The organism is Pedobacter albus (assembly GCF_036324255.1).
Lineage (GTDB): Bacteria > Bacteroidota > Bacteroidia > Sphingobacteriales > Sphingobacteriaceae > Pedobacter > Pedobacter albus.
In genome coordinates this window covers 207,669-221,961 of the sequence record NZ_JAZDQT010000002.1, presented here as the reverse complement: position 1 = coordinate 221,961, position 14,293 = coordinate 207,669, and the positions used below count along the sequence as shown (strand labels likewise).

At 44.9% G+C, this 14,293-nt stretch carries 13 protein-coding genes; 7 read left to right on the top strand and 6 right to left on the bottom strand.

The window, feature by feature from the left end:
• Window positions 1–3 precede the first annotated feature (3 nt).
• The gene (locus VRU48_RS10775; protein WP_330107930.1) at window positions 4–402 is read left to right on the top strand and encodes a thiol-disulfide oxidoreductase DCC family protein; all 399 of its coding nucleotides are present in this window, start codon (window positions 4–6) and stop codon (window positions 400–402) included.
• A 34-nt stretch (window positions 403–436) separates the two neighbouring features.
• Here the strand turns inward: VRU48_RS10775 and VRU48_RS10770 are convergent, their stop codons facing one another.
• The 3 genes from VRU48_RS10770 to VRU48_RS10760 all read right to left on the bottom strand — a co-directional run bounded on the left by VRU48_RS10770 (window position 437) and on the right by VRU48_RS10760 (window position 3,577).
• Entirely contained in the window at window positions 437–2,335 is a 1,899-nt protein-coding gene (locus VRU48_RS10770; RefSeq protein ID WP_330107929.1) for a DNA polymerase III subunit gamma/tau, read from the bottom strand.
• Window positions 2,336–2,436: 101 nt separating this feature from the next.
• A complete protein-coding gene (locus VRU48_RS10765) occupies window positions 2,437–2,820 on the bottom strand; it encodes a hypothetical protein (protein ID WP_330107928.1) in 384 nt (127 codons plus the stop codon).
• A gap of 337 nt (window positions 2,821–3,157) precedes the next feature.
• Window positions 3,158–3,577, bottom strand: coding sequence for a hypothetical protein (locus tag VRU48_RS10760; protein WP_330107927.1), 420 nt, complete (start codon window positions 3,575–3,577; stop codon window positions 3,158–3,160).
• 579 nt (window positions 3,578–4,156) lie between these two features.
• Between VRU48_RS10760 and rpsF the strand changes: the two genes are divergently transcribed.
• From rpsF to rplI, 3 genes are read left to right on the top strand one after another with little or no spacing between them, the layout of a single operon-like run.
• Complete coding sequence (gene rpsF / locus VRU48_RS10755) at window positions 4,157–4,519, top strand: 30S ribosomal protein S6 (protein WP_330107926.1); 363 nt, start codon at window positions 4,157–4,159, stop codon at window positions 4,517–4,519.
• Window positions 4,519–4,782 carry a 30S ribosomal protein S18 gene (rpsR, locus tag VRU48_RS10750; RefSeq protein WP_199140649.1) on the top strand — a complete coding sequence of 88 codons (264 nt, stop codon included), beginning with the start codon at window positions 4,519–4,521 and terminating at the stop codon, window positions 4,780–4,782. Before rpsF ends, rpsR begins: the two co-directional genes overlap by 1 nt.
• A gap of 10 nt (window positions 4,783–4,792) precedes the next feature.
• A complete protein-coding gene (rplI, locus tag VRU48_RS10745; RefSeq protein WP_199140648.1) occupies window positions 4,793–5,236 on the top strand; it encodes a 50S ribosomal protein L9 in 444 nt (147 codons plus the stop codon).
• 633 nt (window positions 5,237–5,869) lie between these two features.
• Here rplI and VRU48_RS10740 read toward each other — a convergent pair.
• Window positions 5,870–6,274: a DUF1801 domain-containing protein gene (locus tag VRU48_RS10740; protein ID WP_330107925.1), complete on the bottom strand. Its 405-nt coding sequence runs from the start codon at window positions 6,272–6,274 to the stop codon at window positions 5,870–5,872.
• A 4-nt stretch (window positions 6,275–6,278) separates the two neighbouring features.
• On the bottom strand, window positions 6,279–6,566 hold the full coding sequence (locus VRU48_RS10735) for a helix-hairpin-helix domain-containing protein (RefSeq protein WP_330107924.1): 288 nt from the start codon (window positions 6,564–6,566) through the stop codon (window positions 6,279–6,281).
• A gap of 123 nt (window positions 6,567–6,689) precedes the next feature.
• Here VRU48_RS10735 and VRU48_RS10730 point away from each other — a divergent pair, with 123 nt between their 5' ends.
• The 3 genes from VRU48_RS10730 (at window position 6,690) to mtgA (ending at window position 11,529) form a co-directional block, all read left to right on the top strand.
• Window positions 6,690–9,338 carry a glycoside hydrolase family 3 protein gene (locus VRU48_RS10730; protein ID WP_330107923.1) on the top strand — a complete coding sequence of 883 codons (2,649 nt, stop codon included), beginning with the start codon at window positions 6,690–6,692 and terminating at the stop codon, window positions 9,336–9,338.
• Window positions 9,339–9,366: 28 nt separating this feature from the next.
• Window positions 9,367–10,686: an alpha-L-fucosidase gene (locus VRU48_RS10725; protein ID WP_330107922.1), complete on the top strand. Its 1,320-nt coding sequence runs from the start codon at window positions 9,367–9,369 to the stop codon at window positions 10,684–10,686.
• A gap of 165 nt (window positions 10,687–10,851) precedes the next feature.
• On the top strand, window positions 10,852–11,529 hold the full coding sequence (gene mtgA / locus VRU48_RS10720; RefSeq protein WP_330107921.1) for a monofunctional biosynthetic peptidoglycan transglycosylase: 678 nt from the start codon (window positions 10,852–10,854) through the stop codon (window positions 11,527–11,529).
• Window positions 11,530–11,848: 319 nt separating this feature from the next.
• Here mtgA and VRU48_RS10715 read toward each other — a convergent pair whose 3' ends face one another.
• Window positions 11,849–14,275, bottom strand: coding sequence for an AsmA family protein (locus tag VRU48_RS10715; RefSeq protein WP_330107920.1), 2,427 nt, complete (start codon window positions 14,273–14,275; stop codon window positions 11,849–11,851).
• Window positions 14,276–14,293: the final 18 nt, after the last annotated feature.

Here is a 14,293-nt window from a genome sequence, read left to right as displayed (position 1 = left end):
GCCATGGAAAATCCAATCATTTTGTTCGACGGCGTTTGCAATTTGTGCAATGGTGCAGTGCAATTCATCATCAGGATGGACAAAAAGGAGAAATTCAGGTTTGCTTCGCTGCAATCGGAAACTGGGCAAAAATGGCTTGAGCAATATGGTTTGCCAATGGATAGCTTCGGATCCATGGTCTTAATCATAGGCGATAAATATTTTATCAAGTCGTCTGCCGTACTCCATATCTCGAAAGAACTGGGTGGCATTTTCAGGATGTTTTATGGATTAATCGTACTGCCAAAGCCGTTGCGGGATTTTGTATACGATTTGGTCGCCAAATCGCGCTATAAACTATTCGGAAAGAACGATTCTTGTATGGTTCCAAGCCCTGCGCTTAAGCAAAGGTTTCTATCTTGATTGGGAAGGGGAAGCTATAAGCCTAACGGTAGGATTAAGGACTTACATCCAGGTTAAAGCGTCTGCGCATTTCTTCAAGCTGCGGATTTTTGTCAACCAGGTAGGTATACTTGTCTTTGTTGGTGTAAATCCGTTTTTTGATGGTATTGGTTGCCTTTTGGGCCGTAATCTGGATGTCGAAGTTTTTCAGCGCCGAACGCAGGAAGTTGAGCAGTTCTACTTTTTCGTCCTGTAAGGTACTTTCCAGCGCCAAGTTTTCAACCAGTACGGTAATCTCTGTGCCGTTAATGATAGGGTCGTTGCTCATTAAGGTATAGAGGTGTATCTTGTCGCTGTCTTTTGCCTTTTGGGTATAAATATGCCAAAACTCTAAAAACTGTTCGGCCGTAAAATCCTGTTTCTCGCTTCCGGTAATGTACTTGGGCCCTTTGTCTTCATCGCCATTGGCTACGCGCTCCAAATCTGTCAATGATGGGATCAAAGAACCTACATTGGCTTTCATCGGCTGGATTTTGATCGAGCCTGCCGAAGGTGGCGGACTTAAAGGCTGCGGTTTGTTGGCCGGTGGCGGAACAGTAGGCAAGGCTATGTCCAATCGGTCGGGCAGGTCGGGCAAATCTTCCTTGGCAATAAAATTCTGCAGGTCTTGTATAGAAGCTTCGGCTACGTTGCGCTTGGCATCCGAAGTTTCGGTTGTTGCTTTTGGTGCTTCTGGTTGGGGATTTGTGGGTACAGCTACAGCCTTAGGCCGCTCCGTTTCAATTAAAGTTTTTTTTTTATCCTGATCTGTGTCAGTTGCTGTGTTGTTGCCGGATGAAGGTTGCTGTGCCAGTTGTATGACCGAAGGAATGTGGCACATTTTAATGAGCGAAAGTTCTACCTGCAAGCGTTGGTTTTTGCTGTTTTTATATACCAAATCGCATTGGTTGGCCAAATTAAGCGCGGTAAGGATAAAGCCTAGGTCGGCCTGTTTACTTTGGGCCAGGTATTTCTGCTTAATGGTTTCGCTAACTTCCAGCAATTGGATGGTTTGCGCATCTTTGCCCACCAACAGGTTCCTGAAGTGGCTGGCCAAACCATTGATGAAGTTGTTGCCGTCGAAACCATTGTTCAAGATCTCGTTAAAGAGGAGCAATGCCTGACTTACGTCTCCGGCAGTTAAAAAATCGGTTAGCTTGAAATAATAATCGTAATCTAAGATGTTGAGGTTGTCGATTACCGCCTTGTAGGTAAGATTCCTGTTGGTATAGCTTACAATCTGGTCAAACATCGATAGCGCATCGCGCAAGCCGCCATCAGCCTTTTGGGCAATAATGTGAAGGCCGTCGTTATCAACCGCTATGTTTTCCCTAACTGCGATCTTATTCAAATGTCCGGCAATATCTTCTACCTGTATGCGGTTAAAATCGAAGATTTGGCAACGCGATAAAATGGTAGGCAGGATTTTGTGCTTCTCGGTAGTAGCCAAAATAAAAATGGCATACGATGGCGGTTCTTCCAATGTCTTTAAAAAAGCGTTGAAAGCACTGGCCGAGAGCATGTGCACCTCGTCAATGATATAAGTCTTGAACTTTCCGGCCTGTGGCGGAATGCGCACCTGCTCAATGAGGCTCCTGATGTCGTCAACCGAGTTGTTCGAAGCCGCATCAAGCTCATGAAAGTTAAAGGAATGTCCGGTTTGGAAAGAAACGCACGATTCGCAAGTGCCACAAGCTTCCTGGTCGGCCGTTAGCTGCGTACAGTTAATGGTTTTGGCCAAGATACGGGCACAAGTGGTTTTGCCCACTCCTCGCGGACCGCAAAACAAAAAGGCCTGGGCCAGTTGGTTGTTCTTGATGGCATTTTTTAGCGTACCCGTAATATGCTGCTGACCAACCACGGTTTCGAAGGTGGCTGGACGATATTTACGGGCTGAAACGATAAAATTTTCCATCGCACGAAAATAGGAATTTTTGTCGAGCTTGAAACGCCGAATTTTGGAATGTGGAAAAGTTGGCCCTTAGCAATTTTGGGTATAGGGTACCAATGGCACAATTAACCTGTTCGGTTTGGTGCCAATGGGTCTATAGCCGATGGTTTTCGTCTGATATGGAAGAAGAAAAACATGCCTATAAAGGCACAAAAACCAAGTGTGTATTCATCAAGCGGAAGCTGGCAGCTGTTACCGCTGTAGCCGGTAAAATTGCCATAGTTGCCTTGCGTTAAAGTAGACGAGCTCGACGAGAATTTGATATAGCAACCATTGGCGGCCGTTTGTGTCCAGGTATAACAAGGGTATTGTGTAATGTCGTATTGTACTGTCCACTCTGAATATTGGGTGTTGTAGCCCTGATAGATAGGTGTACTGCCACTCCAGCCAATCAGTGTTTGATACACCCTGTTGGGATTGGTTTTGGTCATGCAGCCATTGCCGGGCATAGGTTGGGCCATTGCATGGAAGCAGCAAAGACAGATGAAACAGGTTAAAGCTATGCGAATGATTTTCATAATGGGCAAATGAACTCATAGGCTAAGTTCAAACCGGATGCCATGCCCCGCCTTGAAGGCGCAAAAGCTTGAAAATCGCTGTTTACGGCAGATTAAATAATTAACTGTCTGTGAAACAGATTAATCAAAAAGAAAAATATGATTTTTTATAGGGTATTTTTGGGTAAAAAATTCCCTATTCGTGGTGAGATATGCAGTTGTTTGTGGTAAATTCCACTGGTAGCAGGATTTGGGTTGCTAACTACAGTAATCGTTTCATGCTTCAAGGCTAACTCGGTTTCCGGAGGTAGTAGTAAAAGAACCCAACGGCAAGCAGGCAAAAAAGCGGGATATAATCGTCGATCGGAAGGAGGCAGGCATTGCCGGCATAACCGGTAAAATTGCCGTAGTTGCCTTGGGTCAGGGTCGAAGAACTTTCAGAAAGTTTAATGTAGCAACCATTGGCGGCGGTTTGTGTCCAGGTAAAACAAGGATAGTTGGTAATATCGTACTGCACCGTCCACTCCGAATACTGCGTGTTGTAGCCCTGGTAAACAGGCAGTCCCCCGCTGGTCGAGATTTGTGTTTGATATACCCTGTTTGGGGTCGTTTTGGTCATGCAGCCGTTGCCGGCAATGGGTTGAGCACCTGCCGAAAAAAAGCAAAAGCAACACAGGCCCATTAAAGCTATTGTTGTAAATTTCATCATGAAGTAAGGAGGGATGGCCCAGAAAACGGTTCCAAACGAGATGCCATACAAATACAGCGAATACTTTTTTTAGTTGTATCGGTTTTAAGTGTCAGTAAATCAGTTGTTTGTTGGGTTGTTTTTGATTTGGGTGCAAAGGCTTCTTTTGTGGACAAGCTACACAAATTGTGTACTAGGTCGGCAGTTTTGTGGCCTTGCCTTAAGTAGGAAGAGCGTTTTTGCCAGAGGTTTTATTGGATCACTGCTTTCAATTTATTGCGGCGAGAAGACCAATTTGGTTAAGAAATTCGACATTGCGCAGGTAAATGCCAAAGAACTTGCCTTTATTGTAAAGACAAAAAACAAGGGGGTGTTGAAGCCGTTAAGGTTCAATAAACTTAATAACTGCATTATATTTGGCTAGGGGAGGCTGGCAACGGTCTCCTTTTTTATATATTGGTAATCCAAATTGGCCCACCTGTTTTGAAAGGCCTTTTCTGTTTTTGCATTAAGGCTTTGATTTTAAGAAATATATTGCTACATTTGCATCCCGTTTTAAAGCGGAAAAGAGATTAAATCACAAATCAATTAAAAACAACAATGAATCAGTACGAAACTGTTATCGTTCTTACCCCGTTGCTGTCTGAAGAGGTTGCGAAAGAGGCTATTGCCAAATTCACCAACATCATCAAAGATGGCGGAGCCGAAATTATCGCTGAAGATAATTGGGGTTTGAGAAAATTAGCGTATCCGATTGAGAAAAAAGCAAACGGATTCTTCCACCTTACAGAGTACAAATCTTCTGGTGAGATTATTAACAAGTTAGAGCTAGAATTAAAACGCGACGAACGTGTTTTACGTTTCTTAACTGTAAGATTAGACCGTCATGCGGTTGCCTACAACGAGAAAAAACGCAGTGGCGCTTTTAACAAAAAACCTAAGAAAGAGGAGGCTGCAGCATAATGGCAAAAGATCAAATTCAATATGTTACCGCTCCTAAAGTGGACGATAACAGAAAAAAATACTGCCGTTTCAAGAAAAATGGCATCAAATACATCGATTACAAAGACGCAAACTTCTTGTTGAAATTTGTTAACGAACAAGGTAAGATCCTACCTCGCCGTTTAACCGGTACTTCGTTAAAGTTCCAACGTAAAGTGGCTCAAGCCGTTAAACGTGCCCGCCACATTGGTTTATTGCCTTTTGTTACTGACCAATTAAAATAAGCGCAGAGAAATGGAAGTTATTTTAAAGCAAGATATCAAATCACTAGGTGAGAAAGATGATATCGTAACGGTAAAACCTGGTTACGGACGTAACTATTTAATTCCGCAAGGCTTTGCTCAATTGGCTACGCCATCTGCTAAAAAAGTATTGGCAGAGAACTTGAAGCAAGCGGCTTTTAAACAAGATAAAATTAAGAAAGATGCAGAAGGCATTGCCGAGCGTTTAACAGACGTTAAACTAAGCATTGGTGCTAAAGCTGGCGAAACCGGTAAAATCTTTGGTGCAGTAAACACCATTATGATTGCCGATGCATTGAAAGCTAAAGGCTTTGATGTAGATCGTCGCAGAATTACTTTCGAAACTGAACCTAAAATGGTTGGCGAGTACATCGCAAACTTGAACTTGCACAAAGAAGTGAAAGTTAAAGTTCCTTTCGAAGTAGTAGCTGAATAAGCATGATAACTATTTAGAAAAGGCCTTTCCGATAATCGGAAAGGCCTTTTTTGTTTGCTTGGCTTTTTTTTCGCCAAGGCTTTTGGGGAAGGGATACCCGCAAATGTATGGCAACTGCTTTCGCCCGTGTTCTGTACCAACGTTTTTGATAATTTATTTTCGGGGCTTATCGAATCTTGCAGGTGAAGAACACCAGCAAGGGCATAATACTTTTTATTGCGCTACTAAACTGAGCCAAGTTTCAATAATTGACCTAGGTTCGCTGCTTTCGTTGATGTTCTTCACCAACGTTTTTTGATAATTTATTTTCAGAATTTATCTAGTCTTGCAGGTGAAGAACACCAGCAAGAACTTAAGAAACATCAAAGACGGCTAAATATCTTTGACCGCTTTCGTTGGTGTCTTCACCAACGTTATATGATAATTAACTTTCAAGACTTATCGAGCCTTGCGGGTGAATAACACCAGCAAGGGCATATACCTTTTATTGATCTACCAAGTTGAGTCAAGTTTCAACAATTGCTTTCAGTTCATTGCTTTAGTTGGTGTTCTTCACCAACGTTATTTGATAATTTATTTTTAAGACTTATCGAACCTTGCGGGTGAATAATGCCAGCAAGGGCATAATGTTTTTTATTGCTCTACTAAGCTGAGCCAAGTTTTAACAATTGACTTTAGTTCGTCGAGGCTGGCCTCAATCGCTACCAAATTTTCGAAAATAATCAGACGTCTTCCATCTTGATAATCGCCGGTTAATAAAGGGCTGCTTACTTTAGCACCACTTGGGAATACCAGCATAATACGCCCCTTGTGCAGGTTAAAAACCGCAATTTCGCGTTTATATTCCTTCGGGTCAGAATCTTTCATGGCGCCCTTGTAATAAAAATTGGGATGGTTCCATTTGATGCGTTCGCCGATATCGGGGCTGACCGCTAAAATAGCTGTTCTGATGGTGCTGATGCAAATACCCAGTTCGGGTGCCAAATTGGCAATAAAGGCATCAACTTGTGCTTGGTCGCTCGGTTTGATTTTGGCCATAATCTTACGGTTTGAATTTTAGATCGGCATCTGCCAAAGCCTGGCGTAACTTGGGTAAAGAGCCCAGTCCAAAGCCGTGCAATTTCAAAAGCTCGGCTTCGGTAAACTCGGCCAACCGCTCCAGGCTATCGATATTTCTTGATTCCAATGCTCTTCTGGCGGGTGCACTCAGTAAGGATAGCCAACCGTTTTGAGGTTTGTTTTCCCGTTCGCAAACCGGGCAGGAAAGGCAGTCGCTCGATTTGTAAAACTGGTGCCCCTTGCTGCAGCTTTTGAGTTGAGGAGTTTTCATTGGATTAAGCCTTTAGAGAATTAAATCGATGCAAACGTTTTTAACGAAGATAATGTATATTTAGCAAACCTAAACCCTTTTAGCTAAAGGCATGAGCATTTGATGCTTGTGTCTGTAAAATCTATGAAGCGTATCTGTTTCCTTTTCGTTTTGTTGTCCGGTGCAATGCAATCGGTTGCGCAGTCTTTGCCTTACCGAGATAAAAACCTTCCAGTCGAAAAACGCGTACAGGACCTGTTGGGCCGAATGACCCTCGAAGAAAAGTTCTGGCAATTGTTCATGATTCCCGGCGATTTGGATCAGGCCAAACCCGGTCAATACAAAAACGGCATTTTCGGTTTTCAGGTAAGTGCGGGTGCCAAAGGCGATGCAGGTGGCCAAATGCTCAGCTATCGTACCGACGAAAATGCCATTAACGTAGCCAAAAAGATCAATAATATCCAAAAATATTTTGTAGAGGAAACCCGGTTGGGTATTCCCATCATCGCTTTTGATGAAGCCCTGCATGGCTTGGTGAGGGATGGCGCAACGGCCTTTCCGCAGGCCATTGGTTTGGCGGCCACTTGGGATACGACGCTGATGCGCAAGGTAGCCGTGCAAATTGCAAAAGAAACCAAGCAAAGGGGCATCAGGCAAATCCTATCGCCGGTGGTTAATATTGCAAGCGATGTGCGCTGGGGCCGAACCGAAGAAACCTATGGCGAAGACCCGTTCCTGACTTCGGCCATGGGCGTAGCCTTTATGCGCCAGTTCGAACAAATGGGCATCATTACAACACCTAAACATTTTATAGCTAATGTGGGCGATGGGGGACGAGATAGCTATCCCATTCATGCCAACGAACGTTTGTTAGACGAAGTTTATTTGCCACCATTCAAGGCGGCCATCCAAAAGGCCGGAGCACGTTCTATCATGACGGCCTACAACTCTTTGGATGGCACAGCGGCTTCTGCCAACCATTGGCTTTTAATAGACAAGCTGAAGAAAGAGTGGGGCTTTAACGGCTTTGTCATTTCGGATGCCAATGCCGTTGGTGGCGAAGTGGTATTGCACTATACGGCCAAAGATTACGCCGAAAGTGGCGAACATGCCATTAACAACGGCCTGGATGTTATTTTTCAGACAGAATTTAACCATTATAAGCTGTTCATTCCTGCTTTTTTAGCCAATAAAATCGATTCGGCAAGACTTAACGATGCCGTGGGCAGGGTGCTGCGTGCCAAGTTTGAATTGGGACTTTTCGAAAATCCTTACGTAAGCGAAGATTTTAAAGACACCGATTTGCGGAAAACAAGTAAGGAAATAGCGCTCGAAGCCGGAAAGGCATCCTTTGTGTTGCTTAAAAACGAAAATCAGGTATTGCCTATTTCGCCGAAGGTCAAAACCATTGCTGTTTTTGGTGCCGATGCCCAGGAAGCCCGTTTGGGTGGCTACAGCGGTCCGGGTACGGCAAAAGTAAGTATTTTGGAAGGCATCAGGCAGCGCGCAGGCAAGCAGGCTAAAGTGCTGTATGCGCAGGGTGCCGATCGCAATGCCGTAAATTATGTGACCATTCCAGCGCAATACCTGCATACAGGAAGCCAACAAGGTTTAAAAGGCGACTACTTTGCCAACATGGACATGCAGGGCCAACCTGCAATGAGCAGAATTGATCAACAACTCGATTTTCATTGGACGCTTTTTTCGCCATCGCCCGAACTGGCGCCAGATTTTTATGCCGTAAGGTGGACAGGCACTTTAACCGCTCCCGAAACGGGTCGCTTTAAAATTGGATTAGAAGGGAACGACGGCTATCGCTTATACATCAATAACCGTTTGGTGGTTAACCGTTGGAACAAACAATCTTATCACAGCGAACTGGCCGATTACAGCTTCGAGAAAGGAAAGAAATACGAAGTCAGGGTAGAGTTTTATGAAGCCAATGGCGATGCAACCATCAAATTGGTGTGGAACGTAGAGGTTAAAAACGATTGGAAAGCAAAAATACAGGAAGCCGTTTCTCTAGCTAAAACAGCAGATTTGGCCATTGCCGTGGTAGGCATCAACGAAGGCGAGTTCAGCGATCGTGCCTTGCTTTCGCTTCCGGGCCATCAGGAAGAACTGATTCAGGCCTTGGCCGCAACGGGCAAACCTGTGGCGGTTATTTTGGTGGGTGGCAGTGCCGTTACCATGAATGCCTGGATGGATAAAGTAAAAGCCATTGGTGCGGCTTGGTATCCGGGCGAAGAGGGCGGACATGCCGTGGCATCGGTACTCTTTGGCGATTACAATCCTGCAGGGCGTTTGCCCATCACTTTCCCCCAGCACGAAGCCCAACTGCCTTTGGTGTATAACCACAAGCCCACAGGACGTGGCAACGATTACAATAACCTTTCGGGCGTACCGCTTTTCCCGTTCGGCTACGGCCTCAGCTATACCCGGTTTGCCTATAGCAATTTTTTGTTGAGTAAAACCCAGATGAGCAAGACCGATAGCACCATGCTTTCGTTTACTTTAAAAAATACCGGCAGCAGTGCGGGCGAGGAAGTCGTGCAACTTTATATCCGCGATTTGTTATCTTCGGTGGCCAGACCGGTCATGGAGCTGAAGGGTTTTCAACGCATCCGCCTTAAGGCTGGCGAAAGCAGACAAGTTACCTTTAACATCACGCCCGAGCTGTTGAGCATGCTGAACAGGGAAATGCAGACCGTTGTAGAACCCGGCGATTTCAGGATCATGGTGGGAAGCTCCTCGAGAGATCTGAGGCTGAAGGGAAACCTGCAAGTGCAATAAAACGATCAAAAAACAAACACCTATACCCATGAAAAAACTAATTTTTCTCCTCTTTTTGGCGCCCTTGGCCAGTTTGGCGCAACCTAAAATCAAGCCGGCCGAAATTGAAAAGAAAATGCAATGGTTTGCCGACGCCAAATTAGGGATCTTTATCCATTGGGGAATTTATTCGGTTGGCGGCGTTGACGAAAGCTGGAGCTTTTACAACAAGAAAATCGGTTATGCCGACTACATGAAACAGCTGAGTGGCTTTACGGCAAAAAACTATGATCCGCAGGCCTGGGCCGATCTGATTAAAGAGAGTGGAGCCAAATACAGCGTAATTACCACCAAGCACCACGATGGCGTAGCCTTGTGGAACACCAAGGAAAAGCATTATGGTGTGGTCGACAATACCCCTGCGAAAAGAGATTTGATCAGACCTTTTTTTGATGCCTTGCGCAAAGACGGCATTAAATGTGGCGCTTATTTTTCTATCCTGGATTGGAGCCATCCCGATTATCCGGGCTTTTTAAAAGACAGCAGTCGCTACCAGATCCAGAACGACTATGCCCGTTGGAACCGTTACCGTGCTTTCTTCCAAAACCAATTGAGAGAACTTTCGCAAAATTACAAACCCGATTTATGGTGGTTTGATGGCGACTGGGAGCACAGCGCCGAAGAATGGGAAGCCCAAAAAGTAAGACAGATTTTGTTGAAAGACAATCCGAATACCATCATCAACGGTCGTTTGCAGGGTTATGGCGATTATGAAACGCCTGAACAAAATTTTCCGGTGAGCCGACCAGCCTTTAATTGGTGGGAGCTTTGCATGACCACTAACGACAATTGGGGCTATCATTTGAACGACAATAACTGGAAAACTCCTTATGAGGTAATCAGCATTTTTGCCGATGTGATATCAAATGGAGGCAATATGCTGTTGGATATTGGCCCCAAAGCCGATGGAACCATGCAGGAAGAACAGGTGCACATTTTGAAAGAGCTGGGCAAGTGGAACAAGAAACATGGCGAAGCGGTGTTTGGTACCGTAGCTGGTTTGCCACAAGGACATTTCTATGGCCCTTCAACCCTGTCAAAAGATTCTACGACGGTATACCTGTTCCTGCCTAGCAAAGTGTCTGGACAAATTACGGTTCGTGGCTTGCAGAATAAGATAGAAAAGATAACCGTGGTTGGAAACGGAGCCACCCTAACTCCAAAGATCGTGGGCAAGATTTCGTGGAGCACCGTACCTGGCCTGGTTTATATTCCGGTGCCGGCAAATGTGCAGGACGAATATGTTACGGTGCTTAAGCTGAAACTGGATGGCCCATTGAAGCTTTACCGTGGCCACGGAGGCCTTTAAAAGATACAAGTAGGTCGGGAAGTAATCAAAATCCCGACCTCAACTAAATAATGTGGATAGGAGCTGATTCGGTCGGTCGGCAAAATACTTTAGGCAATTTCTTCTACCTTTGTGTTCATGGCAAAAAGCAAAACGAAATCTACAGGTCGGGGCAAAGCTTCGTTAATGAAGCGTATCGGAATCATGGTGGGCAAAATTGCGCTGTGGTTCTTTCTGTTCTCGGTGATTTGGGTTTTGGCCTATCGTTTTATCAATCCGCCAATTACCTTGCTGATGGTGCAACGCAATATGGAGCGCAAGGCCGATGGCAAACCTGCCAAGACCGAAAAGAAATGGGTGAAATTTGAAGACATTTCCGACAACATGAAAAGGGCTGCGGTATCTGCCGAAGACCAACTTTTCTTAAAGCACATGGGTTTCGATATCAATGCCATAGAAAAAGCCTATGCCAGCAATGCCAAGGGTAAAAAAGTAAAAGGGGGAAGTACCATTTCGCAACAAACCGCCAAGAACGTATTTCTCTGGCCGGGAAGATCTTACGTGCGCAAGGCATTTGAAGCCTATTTTACCCTGCTGATTGAGTTGTTGTGGAGTAAGGAACGCATTTTGGAGGTCTATCTCAACGTGATAGAAATGGGCGATGGCATTTATGGTGCCGAAGCCGCTTCGCAAGCCTATTACCATAAATCGTGCAAGAACCTGAGCAGGAGCGAAGCCGCTTTAATCGCCGCCTGTTTTCCAAATCCCTTGCGTTGGACACCCGCCAAGCCAACTGGCTACATCAGGCACCGTCAATACCTGATTATGCGTAATATGCGCCGACTTGGACCATTGGATTTTTAGCTTTGCGCTAGTAGAACGTCATGCGAATAGCGTATGGAGTAATGCGTATAGCGTTTGCCAACTTTCTAACCTTTTAACTTTATAATGTCCTCTTTAAGCTTTGGTCTTTCATCTTTCAGCTTAGTAATGCGTATAGCGTTTGTCAACTTTCTAACCTTTCAACCTTACAATATCCCTCCTTTGAGCTTTGGTCTTTCATCTTTCAACTTAGTAGTGCGTATAGCGTTTGCTAACATTCCAACTTTCTAGCCTTTCAGCTTTACAATATCCCTCCTTTAAGCTTTGGTCTTTAGTCTTTCAGCCATCTTCCTTCCGCCTACTAATCATGGTTCTTATTCCACTTGATTTTGAGCTTGCCTTCTTCGTCAACCGCTTTCAAGTGTAGCACAATGCCTTTCATACGGTTTTGTTTTTTCAGGTCGGGATCGGTAATGTTTTCGTCTTTTTTGGGGTTCCTCAGCGGAATGTCCATCGCAATGTCGGTGCCCGAATTGAGGCCGTAAATACCTTTGACGTTGAAATTGAGCACGCTCGAATTGACCTGCATCGGACTGATGTTGATTTTATCGCCGTTTAGGGTTAGGGTGCCGTCTAAATTGGCAATTTCGATATTAGATACGTTCCGGTTCGGAAAGGCGAACTTCCCTACTTTTTGTATAGGTTCAAAGCCTACCAGCGCGGCATTGCTCAAATTAAACACCACTTGCCCATACATCGATCTCGAAACGATGTTGCCTTTTTCGGTAATTCCTCCAGAGGCATTTACCTTGGCCGACAAATAGCCTTTCAGGTTTTGGCTGGTAATCGAGTTCTGCCCAAAGTTTTCGAAGGCATAAAAGAAATCCTTTACGCTTACCCTGCTGATTTTAGAATTGATGGTAAACTTGTTGATCGCGCCCATCTGTTTGATATTGCCGGTCAGGTTGATGTTGCCACCTGCATGGCTCACACTGATTTGGTTAAAGAAAACACCATTGCCTTGCAAAGCGATATTGGCCGTTAGGTTTTTGGCCAAAAAGCGATTATAAATGGCCTTGTCTACCTGAAGTTGCAACTGTATGCGCGAAGCTTCCAAAACAGCGCTTAATTGGTCAGAAACTTCCTTGATGGAGTTTTTGGTAACCGGTTTGCGTTTCACCGCTTTTCTGGGCCCCAAAAAAGGAATAAACTCGCTCAGGTACAACTGCGGACTGTGTAATTTCAGGTTAACCAGGATTTTTTCGGGATCGGAATAGTAAAAGTTGAGGAAGTTCTGTATCGAACAATTCATGGTGATGATGCTTTTACCCAGCTGGAAACGACTGTTGGTAATGTTCAAGTCCTTTTGGTTAAAATTGAGCAGCAGCGAACTGTTTACCAGTTTCATGTTGCGGGGTATGTAGGTAATGTCGGCATTCTTAATGGCCACGCTGCCCGTAATTACCGGCTTGGTAAACCTAAAATTGTCGATATCGGTTTGGCAGTACAGTTTAACGTCGGCCGTACCATTCTTAAAGCTAAAGGTTTCACCACCAATAGAACTGTTCAGTTTTTCGAGTGGGAATTGGGAAGTCACAAATCCAGTAGCCAAGGGCCTCGACAAATTGGCCACCGTAAACGTATCGACCTTGATGGGTGCATTGTAGTAATCGGCGCTTAGGGCAAAAAACTTGATGGTCGAGTTTTCGTCGCCAATAGGTCGGCTAACCGTATCCTTGTTGGTAAAAGTGCCAATAAAATTGCAGTTGGTCAGTTGCCCGGAAGGGATGGTTACCGTATTGTTTTTAACCGTCATGCGTACGTTAATGAGCGGGTCTTTGCTGGTTTTGTTGCCGTCGTCTATAATATGTCCCACAACCGCAATAGGCTGGTCTATGGCAAACTTGAGCAGCTTCGAAGAGATGTTCGGCGCCAGGAGCAGGGAAATGTTGCGGTACAGGATGTTGTCGGCACGGATATCGATGGCAAAAGCCGATTCGTTCTTGGCCAAATCTATCTTGGCGCCGATGTAGAAGTCGTCGTCGCCTATTTTAAGCCTTTCGGGGTCGATGGTTACCGCTTTGGTTTCGTTGTTGTAGTGCGCAATCAATGTGCCTTCAAGTGCCTTGTCTTTCAGAAAACTGCCTTTTCGGGTGTTGAACGCAAAGCTTTTGATCATGGTTTTGAGTTTCAGTTTGCCGTTCCAACCCGAATCCGGGTAATCGATCCTGCCCTTCAGCTCATCCACCAAAAAATGGAACAACTTAAAGCGACGCTGGTTGTCTATCACCAAATTCACGTTGTTAAAATCAACCCTGTTGATCTGAAAAGCCTTTTGGTCTTTCTTGTCGGCGTTTTTGGGTTGCGCTTTCGATTTGAACATGCTGGTGTTGCTGTAGCCCGTGCTATCGGTATAGAGGTAGATGCTCGAATTATTGATGCCGATTTTGTTGATTTTGATGCTGCCGGCAATGAGCGAGAAGATGTTGAGCGATACGTCGATATCGTTGGCGTTGAGCAGGTCGTGCTTGTGCTGGCTCCATAAACTATCACGCAGCCGCACTTTTTTGAGCGATACCGATACGCCTGGAAAGCCTTGAAGCAAGGTCGTTTCCATGCTGCCTACGTTGATTTTGCCATTCACGTTCGAGTTGAGTTGCTTGAGAATGGTGGCCAGTATGCTTTTGTTGTTGTGGTTGATGTAATAAGCTGCACCCAACCATACCAAAATGATCAGGACAAAAAATACAGCCAATATGCGGAGTGAAATTTTGAGCCAGCGCGACATAGATAGATTTGTTGATTC

Excerpts from the sequence above, each read along its gene's own strand:
- VRU48_RS10725 (WP_330107922.1), top strand. The coding sequence starts at position 9,367 with ATGAAAAAACTAATTTTTCTCCTCTTTTTGGCGCCCTTGGCCAGTTTG.
- VRU48_RS10735 (WP_330107924.1), bottom strand. The coding sequence starts at position 6,566 with ATGAAAACTCCTCAACTCAAAAGCTGCAGCAAGGGGCACCAGTTTTAC.
- rpsR (WP_199140649.1), top strand. The coding sequence starts at position 4,519 with ATGGCAAAAGATCAAATTCAATATGTTACCGCTCCTAAAGTGGACGAT.
- rpsF (WP_330107926.1), top strand. The coding sequence starts at position 4,157 with ATGAATCAGTACGAAACTGTTATCGTTCTTACCCCGTTGCTGTCTGAA.
- VRU48_RS10760 (WP_330107927.1), bottom strand. The coding sequence starts at position 3,577 with ATGATGAAATTTACAACAATAGCTTTAATGGGCCTGTGTTGCTTTTGC.
- VRU48_RS10730 (WP_330107923.1), top strand. The coding sequence starts at position 6,690 with ATGAAGCGTATCTGTTTCCTTTTCGTTTTGTTGTCCGGTGCAATGCAA.
- VRU48_RS10740 (WP_330107925.1), bottom strand. The coding sequence starts at position 6,274 with ATGGCCAAAATCAAACCGAGCGACCAAGCACAAGTTGATGCCTTTATT.
- rplI (WP_199140648.1), top strand. The coding sequence starts at position 4,793 with ATGGAAGTTATTTTAAAGCAAGATATCAAATCACTAGGTGAGAAAGAT.
- mtgA (WP_330107921.1), top strand. The coding sequence starts at position 10,852 with ATGAAGCGTATCGGAATCATGGTGGGCAAAATTGCGCTGTGGTTCTTT.
- VRU48_RS10775 (WP_330107930.1), top strand. The coding sequence starts at position 4 with ATGGAAAATCCAATCATTTTGTTCGACGGCGTTTGCAATTTGTGCAAT.
- VRU48_RS10765 (WP_330107928.1), bottom strand. The coding sequence starts at position 2,820 with ATGCCCGGCAATGGCTGCATGACCAAAACCAATCCCAACAGGGTGTAT.
- VRU48_RS10715 (WP_330107920.1), bottom strand. The coding sequence starts at position 14,275 with ATGTCGCGCTGGCTCAAAATTTCACTCCGCATATTGGCTGTATTTTTT.
- VRU48_RS10770 (WP_330107929.1), bottom strand. The coding sequence starts at position 2,335 with ATGGAAAATTTTATCGTTTCAGCCCGTAAATATCGTCCAGCCACCTTC.